Origin of the sequence: Thioclava indica (assembly GCF_000714545.1) — a bacterium.
GTDB lineage: Bacteria > Pseudomonadota > Alphaproteobacteria > Rhodobacterales > Rhodobacteraceae > Thioclava > Thioclava indica.
Genome location: NZ_AUNB01000035.1, coordinates 1 through 19,745, shown reverse-complemented (window position 1 = coordinate 19,745; position 19,745 = coordinate 1). Strand labels below are relative to the sequence as shown.

The window sequence follows — 19,745 nt, the reverse complement described above, 5'->3', positions numbered from 1 at the left end:
CCTCGCTGTTGTAAAAATTTGTCAGAAAAACTCATTTCATGCCCCCTGTTTCGCCCATACGGGTTTGGGGCAGATCAAGGCGATGCGCGATCACGTTCGTGGTCTCGAACACGCGCGGATAATACTGGCGCACCAGCGGATCGTGACCGGGAATGATACGCCCGCCCTGGCCCAGATCGCGCAGGCGGTCGAAACCGCGCAGCATGGCATCGGTATCCACCACAATCGGGAACAGTTTGTTGGACTGGTAATTTTCATAGTAATGCGCCCCGTCCGAGGCCAGAACCACCGGTCCGTTCGCCGTTTGCACGCTCACCGCCTGAAGGCCACGGCTATGGCCGCCCAAGTGGTGCACGGTAATCCCCGGCGCGATCTGCGCATCGCCATCATGAAACGTCACAAGCCCGGAATAGACCCGCTTGATCGCCTCGCAGACATGTTCGGCCGTGAAGGGCGCGCGCAGCGTATCGTGACACATGCACGGCCCCGTCGCGAAGGCCATTTCGGACGCCTGCATATGCAGCTTCGCCCCGGCGAAACCGGCCAGCCCGCCGGCGTGATCGTAATGCAGATGGGTCAGGATGACGGCGTCGATCGTTTCGGGGCCGACACCGATATCACGCAGCGCGCACATCGGATCAACCAGCACCGGACGGCCCCGCCGCGCGCCCTCGATCGCGTCATAGCCGGTATCGACAAGGATCGTGCGATGGGCGTTGCGCACCAGCCAGACATAGTAATCCATCGGATGGGGCGCGGCATGATCGTCATCAAACAGGAACGAATCCGCGCGCGTGCGGCCGTTGCGCTCGGCATATTTGATCGCGAGGATTTCATAATGGCTGTCGTCGCTCATGCTGTCTCCTCTTCTTGGCCCGGTATAATACGCCGCCCCTGATGTGCAGACAGATAAGCGGCTTCGTCGCAGCGGATCACGTCGAGATAGTCCTGCGCGCGGTTCTCCAGCGGCGCGCCGTCGCGCAGATAGGCCACAACATGCCGGTTGAGCGCCTCGACACAGCCACCACCGAAATCGCGATCCTCGTAATGCAAAGGCAGCTCTGCCTCGTCATTCGAGCCGAAACCGCGTGAGAAAAGGCGACCCTCGCCATCCAGTCGCAGGGTTCCCCGCTCGGCCTCGATCACCAATTCGCCCATCGTCTTGCGCCGGTTTTCGGCCACATGATCGCTCAGCCGGTTGCCGTCAAACACCGAGACGGTACCGCCACGATGGTGCAAGATCATCAGACCGCAATCCTCGCCCGCAATCACCGGATTGAGTTGGCGGATATCGGCATAGACGCTTTCGATAGAACCGAAAAGCCAGCCGAACAGATCAAGGAAATGCACGCCGGTTTCATGGATCAGCAGGCGCGGCATCGCGCGAAAGGCAGGCTGGCGCGCAAGATAGGCATCCTCCCCGCGCCCGTCACCCGGACGCAGCGCAAACCGGCAGCCATAGACCTGTCCAAGATCGCCCGCCTCCAGCATCTGTTTGATCTTGCGATACCACGGCTGAAAGCGGAAATTCTCATGGATGATCAGATCGGCGCCGATGGCGGCGGCTTCCTGCACGACCGCTTCGGCCTCGGCAATATTGCGGCAAAACGGCTTTTGGCAGATGATCATCCGCCCCGGCCGCAAAGCCGCGCGCACCAGACCGGCATGGCTGTCAGGCGGCGTCACCAGATCCAGAATGTCAGGCCCCTCCGGCCCGAGCAGCGGCGCGGGGTCGGCAAACCCCGCCACACCGCGCAACTCGGCCACCTCTTGCGTGCGCGCCCCGTCGCGGTCGCTGATGCCCGCAATCGTGACACCCTCGATCCGCTCCCAGGCGTTGAGATGAAACTGGCTGAAATAGCCCAGCCCGATCACACCCACGGTGATATTGCCCGCCCCTGTCATCGGAACCACCAGATCGGGGCCATCGACACCGAGGGCACAAATGTCACGATCAACAAAACCGTCAGCGCAACTGCGTACAGCGGCAGGATCGCGCGGGTGATCTTGAGCACGCCGACACCCGAAATCCGCGACGCCACATAAAGCGTGGCCCCGACCGGTGGCGTAAACAGGCCAATCGCAAGGTTGCAGGTGATGATGACGCCAAGATGGATCACATCCACCCCGTAAGCCTGCGCCGTGGGAATGAACAGCGGCGCGGACAGCAAGATCGCAGGCACCGGATCCAGCACCATGCCAAGGATCAGCAAGACGATATTGACCATCAGCAGGAAGGTGAACGGGCTGCTCGAGAAATGCTGCACAAATTCGATCAGGATCTGGGGCATTTGCTCCAGCGTAATCAGCCAGGCCAGCACGGCTGTCGCCCCGATCACCACCATCACGACCGCGCTTGTGACAAAGCTGTCGACAAGCAGGCGGGGAATATCGCGCAGGCTCAGGTCACGGTAGATAAAGATCGTCACGATCAGACCATAAACCACCGCAACAGCCGCCGCCTCGGTCGGGGTCACGAACCCGCCGAAGATACCGCCCAGAATGATGATCGGCATCAACAGGGCCGGAAGGCTGCCAAAGAACGCCGTGCCCAGCTCGCGCATCGAGGTGCTTTGACCACCGGGATCGACGCCGCTGCGTTTGCCCAGCCAGACGCAATAGCCCATAAACGCCAGCCCCATCAGAACGCCCGGGCCGATCCCCGCGAGGAACAAATCCCCGACAGAGACATTGCCGACAAAGCCGTAAATCAACATCGGGATCGATGGCGGAATGATGATGCCGATCGTGCCCGCAGCCGCAACAAGGCTGGCCGCGAATGACCGCCGGTAGCCCTGTTTATCCATCGCCGGGATCATCACCGAGCCGATAGCAGCGGAATCCGCAATCGCCGAGCCCGAGATGCCGCCAAAGATCATCGACGCCCCGACGACGACCACGCCAAGCCCGCCGGGCAGTTTCGCGAACACCGCCTTGGCAAAGTCGATGATGCGCTGGCCGACGCCGCCCCGGCTCATCATTTCGCCCGCGAATACGAAAAGCGGAATCGCGATGTAATGGTTGGGTTCGACGCCGCCGATGAAGTTCAGGAACAGCGCTTGTAGCGGGTAGCCCAGATCGAAGACGAAGATCGGAACAACTGCGGTCAGCAGGATTGCCCAGACCAGCGGAATGCCGATCAGAATGGTCAACAGGAAGAGACCGGTGACAAAGAGCAAGATCATGCCAGACCCTCCCGTCCGTGTTCTTCACCTTCCGAGATCTGACCTTGGGCATCTGGCCCCTTACCGGTGAAATCGAGATAGGTGTTGAAGAGATGAAACATCAGCGCCAGCGCAATGCCCACGGGCATGGAGGCGTAAAGCAGGCCCTGCGGCCAATAGAGAACCGTGGTTTTTTCGTGCCAGAGATGGATCGCCGTATGCGCTCCGAAGCGGATCAGGGACACCATCAGGGCTGCAACAATCAGGTTGAGCACCAACGTGAGACCGCGCTTGGCGCGATTGGGGATGAGGGCTGCGAAAATCTCGGTGACGCGCATATGCACCCCGCGCGCCGAGGCCGCTGCCGCCCCGAGAAACGTCACCCAGAGCATCAGAAAGGCCGATACTTCCAGCGACCAGGACAGATCCGGCCCGAAACCGCGAAATACGGCATTTGAAAAGACGATGATGACAATGAGCGCCCCACCGATCGCAAGGCAGGCATCGATCACCCCCGAGATCATCAGTAACGGGGCGGGATAGTGGTCGCGGTAGTCGTGATCCATCTGGAACTCCATGCATCCGGCAGATGAGGCGTGGCAGACCGGGCCACGAGCGCTTGCCCGCAGCCCGGCGCGCGGGCTCAGTTCGCCGGCATTTCCTTGCGGATCTTGGCGGCATCAGAAAGCAACGCATCAACATCGTCGCCATATTCCGCACGCGCACGGGTGTAGACCGCATCGGCCGCCTTGCGGAACGGGGCGATGTCGGGGCGCGTCACCGTAGCACCGGCAGCTTCCATTTCCTGAAGCTGCTTTTCTTCGGATCCGCGCACCAGTTCACGGCTGTAAGTCGCAGCATCATCTGCCGCTTTTTGCACAGCGGTTTTCTCGTCATCCGACAGGCTTTGCCAGGTGTTTTCAGAGATCGCCATCGGCAGCGGGCTGTAGATGTGACGCGTCAGCGTGATATAGGGTGCGACCTCGTAGAAGCGCAGCGACTTGATCGTATCGACCGGGTTTTCCTGACCCCAGACCGTGCCCTGCTGGATCGCAAGGTAGACCTCGGTCACCGGCATCACGACCGTATCAAAGCCGATCGCCTCCATCGTCCAGCGCAGCATGTCATTGGGATAGACGCGCATCTTCTTGCCCTTGGCATCCGCCGGAGAGTTCAGCGGCCCCTTGGTCGTAAAGCTGCGAAAACCTGCCTCCCACGTTGCCAGCATCCGGTAACCTTTGGCCGGAAGCTTGGCGAATTGCGCCTTCATCCACGGCGATGTGTCATACAGCGCCCAGCCCTGTTCGTAGCTGTCCACGAGGAACGGCAAGGCCGTCAGGTTGAGCGTCTTGAGATCGGTTGCGTAAGATCCGGTTGCCGAGACCGTGAAATCGACGCCGCCCAGCTTGAGCTGCTCGATAGCCTTGGGATCATTGGCCAGCTGACCCGAGGGATAGACCTTCACGGTCAGTTCGCCCTTGGTATATTCCTTGACCTTGTCGGCAAAGACATGCGCCGCCTTGTCGCGCGAGCCGCCGGGATTATCCGTGTGGCTGAAACGCAGCGTGCGCGCCTCTGCATGGCCCGCGGCGAATACAGATGCCAGCGCCAGACCGACGCCCGCAATCATGCTTGCGATCGAATTCGATTTCATTCGTCTCTCCTCCCAGAGTCTTGTTTTAGCCAGCATCCGTACCTCCTCGGACATCCAGCCACAGCATCAGCTCACCCCCGAAAACGCTAAGGGACTCACTCAATGCCGATATTAATGCATACATTAAAAAATACATCAACGCATAATTTACGGGGAATCCGTAGATGGAACAGCCGCCCCATAAGATCGACGCACGCCGTTGCAGGTCGCAGCCCTGCGGGGCTGGAGCCTGTCCGGATCTCTGTTTTTATCGTTCTAGATCAATGACGTGTTGGAAGTGATATGGCTGCCGCCTACATCACCGCGCCGATCTGCCAAGGCACAAATTCAACCGCCCCGAAGCCCTGCGCCTCGCTTTTCGTTTTCTCGCCGGAGGCCACACGCAACATCAGATCAAAGATCTCTTGCCCCTTGTCTTCGATCGTGGTGCCCGCAAGAATCTCGCCGGCGTTCACGTCCATATCGCCTTGCATCCGCGACCAGAGATCGGGATTCGAGGCAATCTTGATCGACGGCACCGGCTGATACCCCGAGACAGAGCCGCGTCCGGTCGTGAAAGCGATCAAATTCGCCCCCGAGGCCGTTTGCCCGGTGACAGAGCAAGGATCATATCCGGGGCTGTCCATGAACACGAACCCCGGCGCGTCGATCGGCTCGCCATATTTATAGACACCCGCGAGGGGGGCGGTGCCGCCCTTGGCGACAGCCCCAAGCGATTTCTCCAAAATCGTGGTCAGCCCGCCGCGCTTGTTGCCCGGGCTGGGGTTGTTATCCATTTCACCAAAATTGCGCGCGGTGTAATCTTCCCACCAGTCAAGAAGGCTGACAAGTTTCGCCCCCGTCTTCTCATCTTTTGCCCGCCGCGTCAGAAGATGTTCGGCGCCGTAGATTTCAGATGTTTCGGACAGGATCGACGTGCCCCCGTGACGCACCAGCAGATCGGAGGCCGCACCAAGTGCCGGATTGGCGGTAATGCCGGAATAGCCGTCCGAGCCACCGCATTGCATACCCAGAACAAGATGGCGCGCCGGAACCTCTTCACGCCGCGCGCGATCTGCTTCGCCCGCCAGCTCTCGCAAAATCGCCAGCCCTTTTTCGACGGTCGCACGCGTGCCGCCTTGTTGCTGGATCGTCATGTAACGAAAGCGCGCACTATCGCGCAGCGCCTTGCGGTCGATAAGATCGGGAATCTGCATTACCTCGCACCCGAGGCCGATCATCAGAATCGCCCCGAAATTCGGGTTGTGCCCGTAACCTGCAAGCGTGCGAAACAGCGTCTCATAGCCCTCGCCCTTGCCCGACATCCCGCAGCCCGTGCCGTGCACGATGGGCACAATCCCGTCGACATTGGGGAATTGCGCCAGAAGGTTGTCGCGCGTTGCGGCCTCGGCGATAAAGCGCGCCACCGATCCTGCGCAATTCACCGAGGTAAGAATGCCAAGATAGTTGCGCGTTCCGACCCGACCGGAGGGGCGCCGGTAGCCTTGAAACGTTGCCGCGTTTTCGACAGGAGACAATTCCTGCGCTGCGACGCCAAAACCATAGTCCTGTTTATGCGCCCCCATCCCGAGGTTATGGCTATGCACATGCGCGCCCGCCGCAATATCGACGCTCGCCGTGCCGATGATCTGCCCGTATTTCAGGATGTTTTCACCCGCCGCAATATCGCGCGCGGCCAGTTTATGCCCCGCCGGGACCGGCTCGCGCGTGATCAGCTTGCCAGGTAACACAGCCCCTTCGGGAATGGCGCGCAACGCCACCAGAATGTTATCCGCCTCTTGCAGGCGCAACGCAAAGGGTTGGGTCGTCATGGCGGCATCCTTTACGGGGTCACAAGCACTTTGATGATATGGTCGCGGTTGTCGACAAGCCCGGCAAACCGCGCGGGCAGTTCGGCCAAAGGCACAACCGCCGAGGCGATGGCATCGGTGGGGATGTCGCCGGCGCGGATCGCCGCAATCACACGATCGAAATCCGCTTTCAATGCGTTACGGCTGCCGATGATACGCATTTCCCGCTTGTGGAACTCGGAATCGGTGAAGGTAATCGTTTCCTTGACCACACTGACAAGCACGCTGGACCCGCCATGCGCAATCAGCGGAAAGCCCGCCTCGATCGCCTTTGCGTTCCCTGTGGCGTCGAACACGACATCGAACCCCTCGCTCAGATCTCCTGTGAGAATAGGGTCATCCGGGGTGTGGATATGCTCGAAACCAAACAGCTCGCGGGCGGTTTCCAGCCGGGGACGGCTCAGGTCCATCAGATGCACCTCAGCCCCTGCCAGCCGCGCAAACAGCGCCGTTCCCAGTCCGATCGGCCCCGCCCCGGTGACAAGCACCAGATCGCCCGGGCCGCATTGCGACCGCGACACCGCATGGGCGCCGATCGCGAGAAACTCGACCATTGCGGCCTGTTCGGGGGTCAGACCGTCGGCGGGATATAAATTGCCTGCGGGCACCGCAAGTCGCGCGCACATTCCCCCGTCGCGATGCACGCCGAATACCGCAATCTCGGAGCAGCAATTGGGCTTGCCGCGCCGACATGCGCGGCAGGTTCCACAAGACACATAAGGGTTGATAACCACAAGCTGCCCCGCGTCATCGCCCGAAACCAACCGGCCCGACAGCTCGTGCCCGATCACACGCGGATAGTCGAGAAACGGGTGCTTGCCCTCGAAAATGTGGTAATCGGTGCCACAGATCCCGATCGCGGCGATATCAACAAGACGATAGCCCGGCGGTGGCTCTTGGGGCAGCGCGCGCTGCTCCAGCGCAAAGGTGCCCGGTTCGACGCACACGCCACAGGTCATCATCTTCTGGTTTGTATCCTTCATTACACCGCCTCCAGATTGCGGGCAGACCAGTCGGCCGGCAGTTCGCCCTTGACGATCAGGCTCAGCACGTCGTCCTTGCTGACCTCGTCAATGCCGTGCGCGCCGACCAGCCGCCCCTTGTTCATCACCACAACCCGATCACAGAGATCAAACACATCGTGCATGTCGTGGCTGACAAGAAAGATGCCGATACCCTCGGCCCGCAACTGCCGGATAAGATCTGCGACCATCGCGGTTTCCGAGGGGCCAAGAGCGGCGGTGGGTTCGTCCATGATCAGGATTTTCGTGTCAAAATAGATCGCGCGCGCGATTGCGATCACCTGGCGCTGCCCCCCAGAGAGGCTTGAGACAGGATCCCGCAGGTTCTTGAAATTCGGATTGAGCCGGGCAAGCACCTTGCGCGCTTCCTCATGCATCCGCTTGTCATCGAGATTGCCAAACCGGGTTTTCAGCTCGCGTCCCAGAAACAGGTTCTTGGGGGCATCAAGGTGATCGGCCAGCGCAAGCGTTTGATAAATCGTCTCGATCCCGTGGGCGCGCGCATCATTGGGCTCGCTCATATGGACGGTTTTGCCTTCGATCCGGATTTCACCGCTATTGGGAACCATCGCGCCCGACAGGATACGCATAAGACAGGATTTCCCCGCGCCGTTATGCCCTAGCAACCCCACGACTTCGCCCGGAGCAAGATCAAGCGACACATGATCGACAGCGCGCACACCGCCAAAGTGCTTTTCGATGTCTACCATTTCGACCAGAGGCTGTTTCGTCATGGCGGGGCCTTTCTTTAACGCGTGGAAATGCGCGGGGCCTGCAAAGCGGCCCCGCGCCAGGATCAGTAGAGAACGTTCTGCGCCACAGGCGTGTCGATATTGTCCTTGTCGACAAGCACCACGCCGGTATCCACGAAATCGGGAACCTTTTTGCCGGCAAGCAGATCAACAAGCGTGTTGACGCCTTTTTCGCCCATCTGGAACGAGCCCTGAACGGCGATCGCATCCAGCACGCCATCCTTGATGAACTGCTGTTCGTCGTTGTTGCCATCAAAGCCGAGCGCAACGATCTTGCCGGCTTTGCCCGCCTGCACAATCGCACGCCCCATCCCGACCGCAGTGGGCTCGTTTGCGCCGAAGATCCCGACAAGATCAGGGTTTGCCGTCAGAACATCGGTGGTCTGGTCAAGCGCTTTGGCCATCTGGCTTTGCGAATAAAAGGTATTCACAACGTCCAGTTTCGAGTTTTTCGCGATATAGTCCTTAAAACAGCCAACGCGCCCGATTTCGGACCCGACACCGGGCACATAGGACATCACAGCAATCTTGCCGCTGTCCCCGGCCTTTTCGATCATCCGCTTGGCAACGGCTTCGCCTGCCGCGCAGTTGTCCGTTGAGAGGAACGACTGAAAATAAGGCTTGGCAGAGTCCGACAGCGCGCTGTCAATGATAACGACGGGAATACCGGCCTCGTAAGCACGCTTGACCGAAGGAACAAGCGCCTCCGGATCGGACGGTGCCAGAACGATGCCCGAAACGCCGCGGTTGATCGCGTTCTCGACCATGTTCACCTCGTCGGCAACCGCGCTTTCGCTGGCGGGACCGTCAAAGCTGACCGTGTAATCGCTGTGATCCTTGATTGCGGCATCAGCACCTTTTTGCACGTTTTGCCAGTAGTTCGAATTGGTGGTTTTGACGATTACAGCAATCTCCCCTGCCTGAACCGTCCCGGCCGAAAGCGCAAGCGCACTCGCCGCCACCATATATTTCACATATCCCATATCTCACTCTCCTCCTCGTTATGAGATTGAATTGACGTTCTTTCAGCGACGGTTACGGATCTGGTCGATCCAGACCGCACCAATCACCACGAACCCGATCACGATCTGCTGGATGAAGGCCGAAACGCCGGCCATGTTCAGCCCGTTGCGCAAGATCCCGATTATAAAGGCCCCGATCATCGTCCCCGAGATCGTTCCCACGCCGCCATTCAGCGACGCCCCGCCGATCACGGCCGCAGCGATGGCATCAAGCTCGGCCATCACGCCTTCGCTGGGTTGTGCCGTTACAAGGCGTGACATCAACACATTGCCCGCAAGCCCCGCCAGAGCCCCTGACATCGTATAGGCGTAAAGCTTCGTCCAATCGACGCGCACGCCCGACAGACGCGCGGCCTCCTCATTGGAGCCGGTGGCGTAAATATGGCGGCCGATCTGGCGGCGATGCAGCACATATGCGCCAAACCCCGCCATCACCAACAGCAATATCGCCGGATAGGGAATGCCGGGAAAGATCACCCGCGGGAAGCCGTTCGGCATCATCTCGGTCACGCGAAACAGTGCCCCGTTCCCCAAGACCCCGAAGGCATCTCCCAGGCCCGACACCGGCGCAGCCCCGGTGAGTTGCAACGCGATGCCGCGCGCAATCAGCATCATCCCGAGCGTCGCCACAAAGGGCGTGATCTTCATCCTCGTGATGACAAACCCGTTGAAGGCGCCACAAGCCGTGCCCGTCAGGATGCCCAGGGCCATCCCCGGGATCACGGGCACCCCTGCTTTCACAGCCAATCCGGAAACCACCCCTGACAGGGCAAGAACCGAACCCACCGACAAATCAATGCCGCCGGTGATGATGACCATCGTCATGCCGATCCCCAAAAGACCGATGACAGAGGTTTGCAAAAGCACCGTCAGGGCGTTGTTGACCGAGAAGAAGGCCGGACTTGCCAGCGAAAACCCCAGGATAAGCAACAACAGGGTCATGAGTGCCGAGAGACGGTGCAACTGGCCCTCGGCGGGCATCAGGCCCCCGAGTTGGTATTTCTGCACCGGCTTGCTAGTATCCGACATATGCCTCCCCCACATGTAGGTTTTAATTATTTAATACTAATTCATGCCCCATTGATTCCTGTCAATAGTTTTTTATAATTCAATACAAATACTGAATCGACTTCGGTCAGAACCTTTGGAAAGGCGCAAGCCATGGCGCGCAGCGACACCCGCTACCGGGAAGCTTTCAACGACATTCTCGCCTATTGCGGCACACTGGAGATAGACAGCGCGCTGCCCTCGGAGAATGCCCTGTGCCAACAGGCCGGCGTGAGTCGCACGGTGATCCGGCGCTGTCTGGGCAAGCTTGAAGAGCTGGGAGTGATCCGTTGGGAAGGCCGTGAGAAACGCATCCTGCGCCGGCCCTGCGAAGAGGACAGCATCGCCATCCCTCCGGCAAACGGGTCCAGCGAGGATCTCGAAAAAAGGTTCCTCGACTGGATCTTGCGCTTTGACGTGCCCGCAAACACTCCGCTTTCGGTGGCCGAACTGTCGCGCAGCTTCAATGTCCCCCAGCACGAGCTGAAAGAGTTTCTTGCCAGTCTCAGTCGCTTCGGGCTGGTCGCGCGCCGCAAACAAGGCGGGTGGATGCTACTTGGCTTTACGCGGGCCTTCGCGATCGAGCTGTCCGATTTCCGCTCGGTGCTGGAGCTGAACGCCATCGCCAATGTGGTCGACGCGCCGATCGATCACCCCGTATGGGCGCAGCTCGCCGATCTGCGTGGAAAGCATATGTCTCTCAAAGAGCGGATCGACACCGATTTTCACGCTTTTTCAAAGCTCGACGAGGCGTTTCACGAGGTCATAAACTCGGTCGTGCGCAACCGTTTTGTCGTGGAGTTTCAAAAGGTAATCTCACTGGTCTTTCACTATCACTACATGTGGGACAAGACACATGAAATGGACCGCAACGCAGCGGCCATCGACGAACATCTTACGATCATCGACGCGCTTGAGGCGCGGGATAAAGACGCCGCAATGGAGGCAGCGCGGCGGCATTTGCGCACCTCGAAATCCACCTTGCTGTCATCTTTGCGCCATCACGATCTAGGCTAAAAGCGTCTCTATCCCTGCCGGAAGCTCCTGAAAGGCAGCTTCAAGATTGCGCATCAGAGAGGACGGCTTGGCCGTTCCCAGCAAGACCGAAGCGGCCGCCTTGTGGTGCAATCCGAATTGCAAAGCGGCGGTCGCAAGCGGCACGCCAAAACGCGCGGCGCGTGCCTGCAAACCGGCGACCTTGTCCAGAACATCCTGAGGCGCGGGGCCGTAATCGTAGGTCGCCCCCTCAACCGGACCCGTCGCAAGAATACCCGAGTTGAAGATCCCCCCCAGCACAAGGCTCGTACCTGCATCAATGCAACGCGGCACCAACGCCGCCTCTGCCGAGCGGTCCAGCAAAGTCAGCCGTCCGGCAAGCAAAATAGCGTCAACGGGACCATGATCCATCACATCAAGACAGACCTGACTTTCATTCACCCCCAAGCCGAATGCCCCGATACGGCCCGCTTCTTTCAGCGCCACCAGCCGTTCGTAGCCCGACCCGAAAAACGCCTCCATATGCGCGACGTTCGCCGCCCCGTGGGTGTCGGCGCCAAGGTCGTGAACATAGAGAATATCGATGTGAGACCGTCCCAGACGCGCGCAACTTTGCTCAAAGCTTTCTTCAATCCCGTCGCCGGAATAGTCATAACGCACGTCGTTTTGCGCGGGATTGATGAAGCCGTCCGCCCTAGCAATCGGGGCCGCCGCAGGAGACAGGACGCGCCCGACTTTCGAAGACAGGACGCAATCCGGGCGCCCGGACAGGAACCGCCCCAGCCGCATCTCGGAAAGCCCGCGCCCGTAATGTGGGGCCGTGTCGAAATAACGGATTCCAGCATCCCAAGCGGCCTGTAGCACAGCCTGCGCATCCGCCTCATCGATCTCGCGATAAAGATTGCCGATGCTTGAACAACCGAACGAAATCTCGCTCACGCGGACGTTGGTCGAACCGATCTGTCTGGTTTTCATGCGATGTCTCCTTTCAGCGCCGCGGCGAGTTGCGGCTTGGCCGAGGTGTCGCCATGCTCTCGCGCCCACTCCAGAAAGGCACCGATCCGCCGCTGAAGCTTTTCCGTGTGGTTTTGCGCAATATCCTCGAGTTTGTGATCGAGAAACGGATTGGCAAAGCGGTCTTTGGTGACGGCGATATACTCTGCGATCCCGTCACCCTCGCCCGCTGCGGTGAACGCTGGCAGCACTTCGTGATTGTAAAGCTGTGAAAGCCGTGCGGCCTGCGCGGGATCTGCCATTACGTCGCGCACAAAACGCGCCCCCTGACGCCCGCGCGCCAGCCAGTCTGCAACCATCCAGCTATGGCCAAGATTAAGCACAAACAATTTCCGCCGCTCGATCGGCCCCAGATCGGCAACCACCTGAATTGCGGGATGTTCACAGGGCATCACCAACCCCGGCTGCGCCTCGATCGCCCAAAGCGCATAGGGTTCCGCGACGGCGCCGGCGGGGTCCAACGGCTCGGATACGATCCGGTCCACCAGCGAGTTGACCCAGATCACCTCCTGTTCCAGCCAGAGGCGATAGGGCGTTTCCATCTGCGCCGCCGCCGTCAAAACCAGGGATTTCAGCACATCTCCGTTGTTTTGCACCAATTCCGTCGGCATGATCTGGGGTGCAGACCCGCCGGCATGAAACCGCGTGCGCAGCAAATGGGCAAGCTTGGCCGGATAGGACATCGCCGGATCATATTGCGGCGCGCGATCAACGGCTTGCGGCTGGAAACCGGCATCTGCGGTATTGGAAAGGATGATCTGCGCCTCATCGGTAATAATGCGTTGAACCGTGTCGAAATCCTGGCCTAGCGACAGCGCCCGGGTGATACTGCTCACCTGACGGCTCTCGTCACAGCTTTGCCCGCCAGAGAGCCCGCGCACCCGAACCTCATAGCCTTTTGCAAGCGCGGCCAGACGTCTGGACCGGCTTGGGTCGCCGCTGCTTTGAACCACCGAGATCGGGCCCAGTGCAGCCCCGCGGGCCAATGCGTCCGATACGAAAAGATCCACATGAGCTTGCAGGAAACGGCTGGTCCCGAATTGCACGATGGGCGTTGTTGACATGGGTTCCTCTCCCTGATTATTGTTTCTTATTATTTCGAACCAAACAAGGCGGCAAGGAAAAACCGTGACGATCGACGCACATCAACATTTCTGGCGCATCGCGCGCGGGGATTACTTCTGGATGGACGACAGCGTGGCTGCGATCGCCCATGATCACCTTCCCGAGGACCTGCTGGAAAGGGCCGCGGCATGTGGCGTCACCAAAACGGTCGTCGTGCAGGCCGCGCCCTCGCTTGCGGAAACCCGCTTCCTGCTTGAACTGGCGGAACAATCACCCCTGATCGGCGCCGTCGTTGGCTGGCTCGATCTGACGAAAGACGTGCCCGCGCAGCTGTCGCGGATCACCCACCCCGCGCTGCGCGGCATTCGTCCGATGCTGCAAGACCTCGAGCCGACCGACTGGATCTTGCGACCCGATGTGCTGGAAGGGCTGCGTCAGGTTGCGCGTGCGGAGCTGCGTTTCGATGCGCTTGTCACCCCGCGCCATCTGGATGTGATCGACCGTCTCGCTGACGAAATCCCCGAGCTGCCCATCGTGATCGACCATTGCGCCAAGCCCGTGTTTCAAGATGCAGATCCCGGTGACGCGTGGCGCACAGGCATAGAGCGGCTCGCCGCGCATCCGCAGATTTACTGCAAGCTTTCCGGGCTTGCCAATGAATTTGGTCCCGGCTGGTCGGCGGCATCACTACAGCCGGTTTTCGATCATGTCCTCGGGTGCTTCGGGGCAGATAGGGTCATGTGGGGAAGCGACTGGCCGGTGCTCGATCTTGCCGGGGACTACCAAGACTGGTTCAAGGCAGCGCAGGACATGGCGCGCGATTTGGACGACGACGCCCGGGCTGCACTTTTTGGCGGCACGGCGGAAAAATTCTACGCCATCGGGGCGTAAAGCTGTGACCTGACTTCTCATCTGAAAGGAAGACGACGTGCAACGTATGGGAATGGTGATCGGCATCGCACCCGAGCATATCGCGCAATACAAGACATTACATGCCAATGTCTGGGACGCGGTGCTGGATCGGCTGCGGGCCTCAAACATAACCAATTACTCGATCTTCCTGCGCGAGCCTGAAAACCTGATGTTCAGCTACTGGGAATATACCGGAAACGATTTTGACGCTGACAATGCAGCCATCGCCAACGATCCGGTCACCCGCGAATGGTGGTCCGTTTGCGGCCCGATGCAGCGCCCGCTTGAAAGCCGCGCCAAGGATGAATGGTGGGCCTCGATGCAAGAAGTGTTTCATCTCGACTGACCGCTATACGCGCAATCTTGAGCGAGCTATGCCTCCGCAGCCAGCCAAGCATATGACAGGCTGGTTCGGTTTCGCCTTATGGGCTAGGCGTGCGGGTCATCCGGGTACTGTCGCAAAGCTTCAGGTTTTCCGGCTCGTGTGAATATGTCAGCGTCATCTGATATTTGGCTGAGGCGTGTTTTGGATGAATGCGTTCAAGGGAGCGCAGTTTCCGAAATCAGTCATACTGCATGCGGTGTTCTTCTACGTCCGTTACGCGGTGTCTTACCGCGATCTCGAGGAAATACTGGCCGGACGCGGCGTCGCTGTCGAGCATGCCACGCTAAACCGTTGGGTGGTAAAATATGCCCCTTCGATTTCGGCCAGGGCGCAGACTCGGAAACAGCCCACAGCGAATTCCTGGCGGATGGACGAGACCTACATCAAAGTCAAAGGCCGATGATGGGCTTCAAGGCTTTTCATTCGGCCCAAGCCACCATCGCTGGTATCGATCTCGCGCACATGATCCGAAAGGGGCAGATCCCTGCGAATGATGCCAGTGCCTTTCAGACCTTCTGCGGACTTGGCAGCGTAATTATGTCCAGCGACCAGTCTCTCAAATCCTACCGAGACGTTTGCGACAGAACCCCTCAGACAGGCCTTCCGATTCATTCCACGTATACGGGATTTGCTTTCGAAACGGCTTTACCTCTTCGATCAGGCTGCGGCGCCGAAGGAGTTGCGCGGCCTGATCGGCGGAAAGGTCAGAGAGGGCCCCATCCTCCAGAATTGGCCGAATATCCTGCGGGCCGCGGCCACGATGGCGGCGGGCATCATGCCGCCCAGTTAGTTGCTCAAAAAGTTTGCGGCCTATCCACGCCAGCATGAGCTGGCCGTGGCCCTGCCCTGAAAAACGCCCTGCGCATCGGGCCTCAGCGCGAAATCCGCGACCGAACCCCCGAGGGGCAGCACTATCGCATGGCCGGCCTCAACCTGCTGACAGCCATCGTCATCTACTGGACTACAAAATATCTCGGACAGGCAGTTGCGGCACAAAAGCGCGCCGGATTTGACGGCCCTCCAGAGCTTCTGGCTCAGATCTCGCCCCTTGGATGGGCACCCATCGTTCTCACCGGCGAATACAGATGGAAAAATCTGTGAGCGGTGCGCCATAACCATCTTCCTCACTTAAGTTGATGGGCTCCGACAAAGCCAGGGCGGTTCACCACATCCTCGGACACTATCATCCTTTACGAGACCAAACGGCCAGCGGATTACTGTTCGCGCTCTTTTTACCGCAAGTCCGCCGTTCGGGTGGCTCCTTGTGTCGGTGACACAACAGCCATCGATCATAGCATCACCGCAGGAATATGATGGTGGCGACGAAAAAATGTTGACTACATTCATACTATGTAATTATCAAAGTATCATTGAGGCTGTTCATCACCGCTGCCGTGGGCAGACACTGCGAAAAGTTCGGGGCCTTTCACGAGTAGCAAAGGACCGCCCGTTCCAAGGAGGAAGGAAGGTTTCGCAGCCAGACGATGACGCGCAGGCTTCGTGCCCCTGAGGACTTCGAAGGGGAGGCGCGTTCTTCAGATCGACAGCAGCAAGACGTCACCATTGTACGGGGGCGGGACTAATGCACAGCATGCGAATGCTGTGACCTATCGTCGATGATCCTATGGAGCATCGAACTGGGACAGTGCGCTGGGGAGCGCCTTTGAGGAGGAAAGTGGAATGAACACGAAAGTTAAACTGACTTGCTTCGCTGCAAGCTTGGCGATGAGCGCAATCGTAAGCCCTATCGCGGCATCTGCCAAAGATATGGTCGCAATGCTCTTGCCCGAAAACGTCAACCCGCGGTGGGAGCAGCAGGACGCGGCGGGCTTCAAAGAAAAGATGCACGAAATCGCACCGAATGTGCGTGTTGAGATTTTCAATGCGAATAACGACACTTCTGTGCAACAACGCCAAGCCGAACAGGCTTTGACGCAGGGCGCGAAAGTGCTTGTGGTGGTGCCGATTGACGGGGACAGCTCAGCCATCATCGCAGATGATGCAGCCGAAGAGGGCGTTCCGACAATCGCCTATGACCGGATGATCAACTCCAAGAACACCAAGGTCTGGATTCAGGCGGATATGTTCAAAGTGGGCGCAACGCAGGCCCAGCATGTTGTGGACAACACGAAAGACGGCGACACACTGGTATTGCTTAAAGGCTCACCCACCGATCCCAATGCCGCGGTAATCGCGAAAGGGCAAATGTCGGTGCTTGAGCCGCTATTTAAATCCGGCGCGCGCAAACTTGGATATGAAAACTGGACTCCGGGCTGGGATCCCGCGATCGCGCGGCGTTCCATGGATCAGGCACTCACGCAGTTGAGCAACAACGTGCAGGGCGTGGTTTCGTCCAACGATGGCAATGCCGCTGCGGCGATTGAGGCCATGGAAGAGCAAGGAATGGCGGGGAAAGTCCCAGTTTCTGGACTGGATTGCACCGTACAGGCACAGCAATTGATGCTTTTGGGCAAACAAACCCAATGTAGCTGGCGGCCCTTGAACACTATGGGGGCGATGGCCGCCGAAGTGGCCGACCGGATGCTCAAGAAAGAAAGCTATAGCGATCTTGCGACCCAATCGGTCAAAAATGGTGTTGGGGCGGATGTGGCATTCGTGCCTATTGATAGCTATTCGGCGGTCGGAGCCAAAGGGGTCGCCTATGTGATCAAGCATGATCCCTCTATCACCAAGGCGATGGTCTGTCAGGGCGATGCTGCAAAAACCGATTTTTGCGCGCAGTAACTGATCAACAAATGACTGTAGAAACTCACTCGACGGAGCTGCCCGCAGCTCCGTCCCCCCACCTGCGGGTCAGCGGGATACAAAAGCACTTCGGCGGCGTTCATGCCTTGCAAAATATCGATTTTGAGGTGGCCCGCGGCGAAGTGATGGCCTTGGTCGGCGATAACGGCGCAGGCAAGTCCACTTTGATGAAGGTTCTGGCCGGGGCCCATATCCCAGATGAGGGACGCTTTTGGCTGGATGGCGACGAGATTTCGATAGATGGCCCGCAGACGGCGGCCCAAAAAGGCATCCAGATCGTCTATCAAGATCTTGCTCTGTGTGAAAATCTTGATGTTGCGGCCAACCTGTCATTGGGACACGAGCCGACAAAAGCGGGCTGGCGTTTTCTGCCCCGCTTTTTACGCCCAATCGACGAGCTTGAAATGGAAATCCGCGCCCAGCAGGCAATTGACCAGCTTGAGGTGCGCACGCTGCGCTCCGTGCGCGCGCTTGTGGGTGGGCTGTCGGGCGGGCAACGTCAGGCAATCGCCATCGCCCGCGCAGTCGGTGCAAAAAGCTCGGTGGTCATGCTTGACGAGCCTACGGCAGCATTGGGCGTGGCGCAGACTCGCCAAGTATTGAACGTGGTTCGGCGCCTGCGCGAGACCAATCATGCCGTCATCTATATCTCGCATAATATGCGCGACATTTTCGAAGTGGCCGACCGTATTTGTGTGCTGCGTCACGGTCAGAATGTGGCGACGTGGCGCACCGCAGAAACGACAACAGACGAAATCGTTGTCGCAATGACGCGCGGTCTCGATCAGGGAGGCAAACATGTCAGATAAAGTGCAGCTTCGCATCGTTGATCGCATGCGGATCATCCGTCAATCACGGTTCGGTTCCTTCGTTCCCGTTCTTCTAGCACTGGCCGTGATTTGGGGCTACTTCGGCCTGGCGATGCCGCTTTGGCAATATTGGACCTCCCCCGATGCCGACAGTGTCAACTTCATCTTTCTAAGCTCTCGCAACATCTACAACCTGTTCATGCAATCCTCTGTCACGGCCACGCTGGCTGTGGGTATCACGGTGGTCTTGTTGTTAGGCGACATTGACCTTTCGGCAGCGGCAACTGCCGGGGTGTGCGCAGCGCTTTTGGGCGTTCTGGCGCTAGTGGGTGTGCCAGGCTGGATTGCATGCTTGATCGTGCTAGGGGTTGGGGCCATGATGGGCGTCGCACAAGGCGTGTTGATTGCTTATATAGGGATCCCGTCTTTCGTAGTCACCCTTGCGGGGCTTTTGGGCTTTCAGGGGCTGATGCAAAAGATCCTGCCCACAGGGAATCTCAATGTCGATAATGACTTTATTCGGGGCTTCGCTCGGATTTTGCTACCCGATACCTTGGGCGTAATGCTGGCCGTTGCACTGGTCGCGGTAATGGCCTTTGCGGTCATGCGACGACAAGCTTTGCGCCGCGCACGAGGCCTTGAAGGCGACAGTGCATTCGTGGCGTGGGGCCAACTGGTTTTTGTCGCGATCTTGGTGTTCTCGACGGTCTTTGTGCTCAATAGTTACCGCTCCGTGCCATTGATGGTTGTGTTGCTCGTCGGGGTCACCGCACTGACCGGCTGGGTCACCACGTCGACACCGTTTGGCCGCTCCATCTTCGCAGTCGGCGGAAACAGCGAAAGCGCGCGGCGGGTCGGCATGAATGTGAAACGCATCCGGGTGGCAGCCTTTGGGATTGTAGGCTTACTGGCCGCGCTTGGGGGCATCTTCGGGGCGTCGCGCTACGGATCAGTGTCCTACACCGCGTTCGCGGGCGGATCGTTGCTTTTGGAGAGCATTGGGGCGGCCGTGATTGGCGGGACATCGCTCTTTGGCGGGCGAGGATCTGTCTGGAATGCGATCCTGGGGGCTCTTGTAATCGGGTCTCTGGGCAATGGCCTTGATCTTTCCGGTGCGAGCGCTGCGGATAAGCTCATGTTCTCAGGCGCAATTCTACTACTTGCGGTCGCGATTGACGCGATTTCGCGCCCCCCTGGATTGAGTGGAAAATAGGACAATGACTATGTCACAAACCACAGAGTCCGAATTGCTCAATGCCCTCCTAAGCGCATTGATCCCCGCAAGTG

Annotated in this window: 18 protein-coding genes and 2 pseudogenes; 8 read left to right on the top strand and 12 right to left on the bottom strand. The window is 59.0% G+C overall.

Annotated features, from left to right (window positions below; translation table 11 throughout):
• Nucleotides 1-31 precede the first annotated feature (31 nt).
• The 10 genes from DT23_RS11660 to DT23_RS11615 form a co-directional block, all read right to left on the bottom strand.
• The gene (locus tag DT23_RS11660; protein ID WP_038131442.1) at nt 32-856 is read right to left on the bottom strand and encodes an N-acyl homoserine lactonase family protein; all 825 of its coding nucleotides are present in this window, start codon (nt 854-856) and stop codon (nt 32-34) included.
• Complete coding sequence (locus tag DT23_RS11655) at nt 853-1,905, bottom strand: Gfo/Idh/MocA family protein (protein WP_038131441.1); 1,053 nt, start codon at nt 1,903-1,905, stop codon at nt 853-855. Before DT23_RS11655 ends, DT23_RS11660 begins: the two co-directional genes overlap by 4 nt.
• Entirely contained in the window at nt 1,902-3,185 is a 1,284-nt protein-coding gene (locus DT23_RS11650; protein WP_038131439.1) for a TRAP transporter large permease, read from the bottom strand. The genes DT23_RS11655 and DT23_RS11650 overlap by 4 nt, the downstream gene beginning before the upstream one ends.
• Complete coding sequence (locus DT23_RS11645) at nt 3,182-3,730, bottom strand: TRAP transporter small permease (protein ID WP_162177237.1); 549 nt, start codon at nt 3,728-3,730, stop codon at nt 3,182-3,184. Before DT23_RS11645 ends, DT23_RS11650 begins: the two co-directional genes overlap by 4 nt.
• A gap of 77 nt (nt 3,731-3,807) precedes the next feature.
• A complete protein-coding gene (locus DT23_RS11640; protein WP_038131437.1) occupies nt 3,808-4,818 on the bottom strand; it encodes a TRAP transporter substrate-binding protein in 1,011 nt (336 codons plus the stop codon).
• A gap of 293 nt (nt 4,819-5,111) precedes the next feature.
• Complete coding sequence (locus DT23_RS11635; protein WP_038131436.1) at nt 5,112-6,629, bottom strand: UxaA family hydrolase; 1,518 nt, start codon at nt 6,627-6,629, stop codon at nt 5,112-5,114.
• 11 nt (nt 6,630-6,640) lie between these two features.
• The gene (locus DT23_RS11630) at nt 6,641-7,651 is read right to left on the bottom strand and encodes a zinc-binding alcohol dehydrogenase family protein (protein WP_051697247.1); all 1,011 of its coding nucleotides are present in this window, start codon (nt 7,649-7,651) and stop codon (nt 6,641-6,643) included.
• A complete protein-coding gene (locus DT23_RS11625; RefSeq protein WP_038131435.1) occupies nt 7,651-8,424 on the bottom strand; it encodes an ATP-binding cassette domain-containing protein in 774 nt (257 codons plus the stop codon). The genes DT23_RS11630 and DT23_RS11625 overlap by 1 nt, the downstream gene beginning before the upstream one ends.
• 62 nt (nt 8,425-8,486) lie before the next feature.
• On the bottom strand, nt 8,487-9,425 hold the full coding sequence (locus DT23_RS11620) for an ABC transporter substrate-binding protein (protein WP_038131433.1): 939 nt from the start codon (nt 9,423-9,425) through the stop codon (nt 8,487-8,489).
• 42 nt (nt 9,426-9,467) lie between these two features.
• Nucleotides 9,468-10,493 carry an ABC transporter permease gene (locus DT23_RS11615; RefSeq protein WP_038131432.1) on the bottom strand — a complete coding sequence of 342 codons (1,026 nt, stop codon included), beginning with the start codon at nt 10,491-10,493 and terminating at the stop codon, nt 9,468-9,470.
• A gap of 132 nt (nt 10,494-10,625) precedes the next feature.
• Between DT23_RS11615 and DT23_RS11610 the strand changes: the two genes are divergently transcribed.
• The gene (locus DT23_RS11610; RefSeq protein ID WP_038131430.1) at nt 10,626-11,528 is read left to right on the top strand and encodes a GntR family transcriptional regulator; all 903 of its coding nucleotides are present in this window, start codon (nt 10,626-10,628) and stop codon (nt 11,526-11,528) included.
• Here the strand turns inward: DT23_RS11610 and DT23_RS11605 are convergent.
• Nucleotides 11,520-12,482: an aldo/keto reductase gene (locus DT23_RS11605; RefSeq protein WP_038131429.1), complete on the bottom strand. Its 963-nt coding sequence runs from the start codon at nt 12,480-12,482 to the stop codon at nt 11,520-11,522. The two genes, DT23_RS11610 and DT23_RS11605, sit on opposite strands and share 9 nt — an antisense overlap.
• Nucleotides 12,479-13,585: a mannitol dehydrogenase family protein gene (locus tag DT23_RS11600; protein WP_038131428.1), complete on the bottom strand. Its 1,107-nt coding sequence runs from the start codon at nt 13,583-13,585 to the stop codon at nt 12,479-12,481. Before DT23_RS11600 ends, DT23_RS11605 begins: the two co-directional genes overlap by 4 nt.
• Nucleotides 13,586-13,649: 64 nt before the next feature.
• Between DT23_RS11600 and DT23_RS11595 the strand changes: the two genes are divergently transcribed.
• The 7 genes and pseudogenes from DT23_RS11595 (at nt 13,650) to DT23_RS11565 (ending at nt 19,671) form a co-directional block, all read left to right on the top strand.
• A complete protein-coding gene (locus DT23_RS11595; protein ID WP_038131426.1) occupies nt 13,650-14,477 on the top strand; it encodes an amidohydrolase family protein in 828 nt (275 codons plus the stop codon).
• Between the two features lie 46 nt (nt 14,478-14,523).
• The gene (locus DT23_RS11590; protein WP_205618237.1) at nt 14,524-14,844 is read left to right on the top strand and encodes an L-rhamnose mutarotase; all 321 of its coding nucleotides are present in this window, start codon (nt 14,524-14,526) and stop codon (nt 14,842-14,844) included.
• A 184-nt stretch (nt 14,845-15,028) separates the two neighbouring features.
• Nucleotides 15,029-15,414 (top strand): annotated as a pseudogene (locus DT23_RS11585) (hypothetical protein); the annotation flags it as partial.
• Between the two features lie 70 nt (nt 15,415-15,484).
• Nucleotides 15,485-15,984: pseudogene (locus DT23_RS19095) on the top strand (Tn3 family transposase); the annotation flags it as partial.
• A gap of 579 nt (nt 15,985-16,563) precedes the next feature.
• On the top strand, nt 16,564-17,628 hold the full coding sequence (locus DT23_RS11575) for an ABC transporter substrate-binding protein (RefSeq protein WP_038131423.1): 1,065 nt from the start codon (nt 16,564-16,566) through the stop codon (nt 17,626-17,628).
• Nucleotides 17,616-18,458, top strand: coding sequence for an ATP-binding cassette domain-containing protein (locus DT23_RS11570; RefSeq protein ID WP_240473599.1), 843 nt, complete (start codon nt 17,616-17,618; stop codon nt 18,456-18,458). Before DT23_RS11575 ends, DT23_RS11570 begins: the two co-directional genes overlap by 13 nt.
• Nucleotides 18,448-19,671 carry a sugar ABC transporter permease gene (locus tag DT23_RS11565; protein ID WP_038131418.1) on the top strand — a complete coding sequence of 408 codons (1,224 nt, stop codon included), beginning with the start codon at nt 18,448-18,450 and terminating at the stop codon, nt 19,669-19,671. Before DT23_RS11570 ends, DT23_RS11565 begins: the two co-directional genes overlap by 11 nt.
• Nucleotides 19,672-19,745 lie beyond the last annotated feature (74 nt).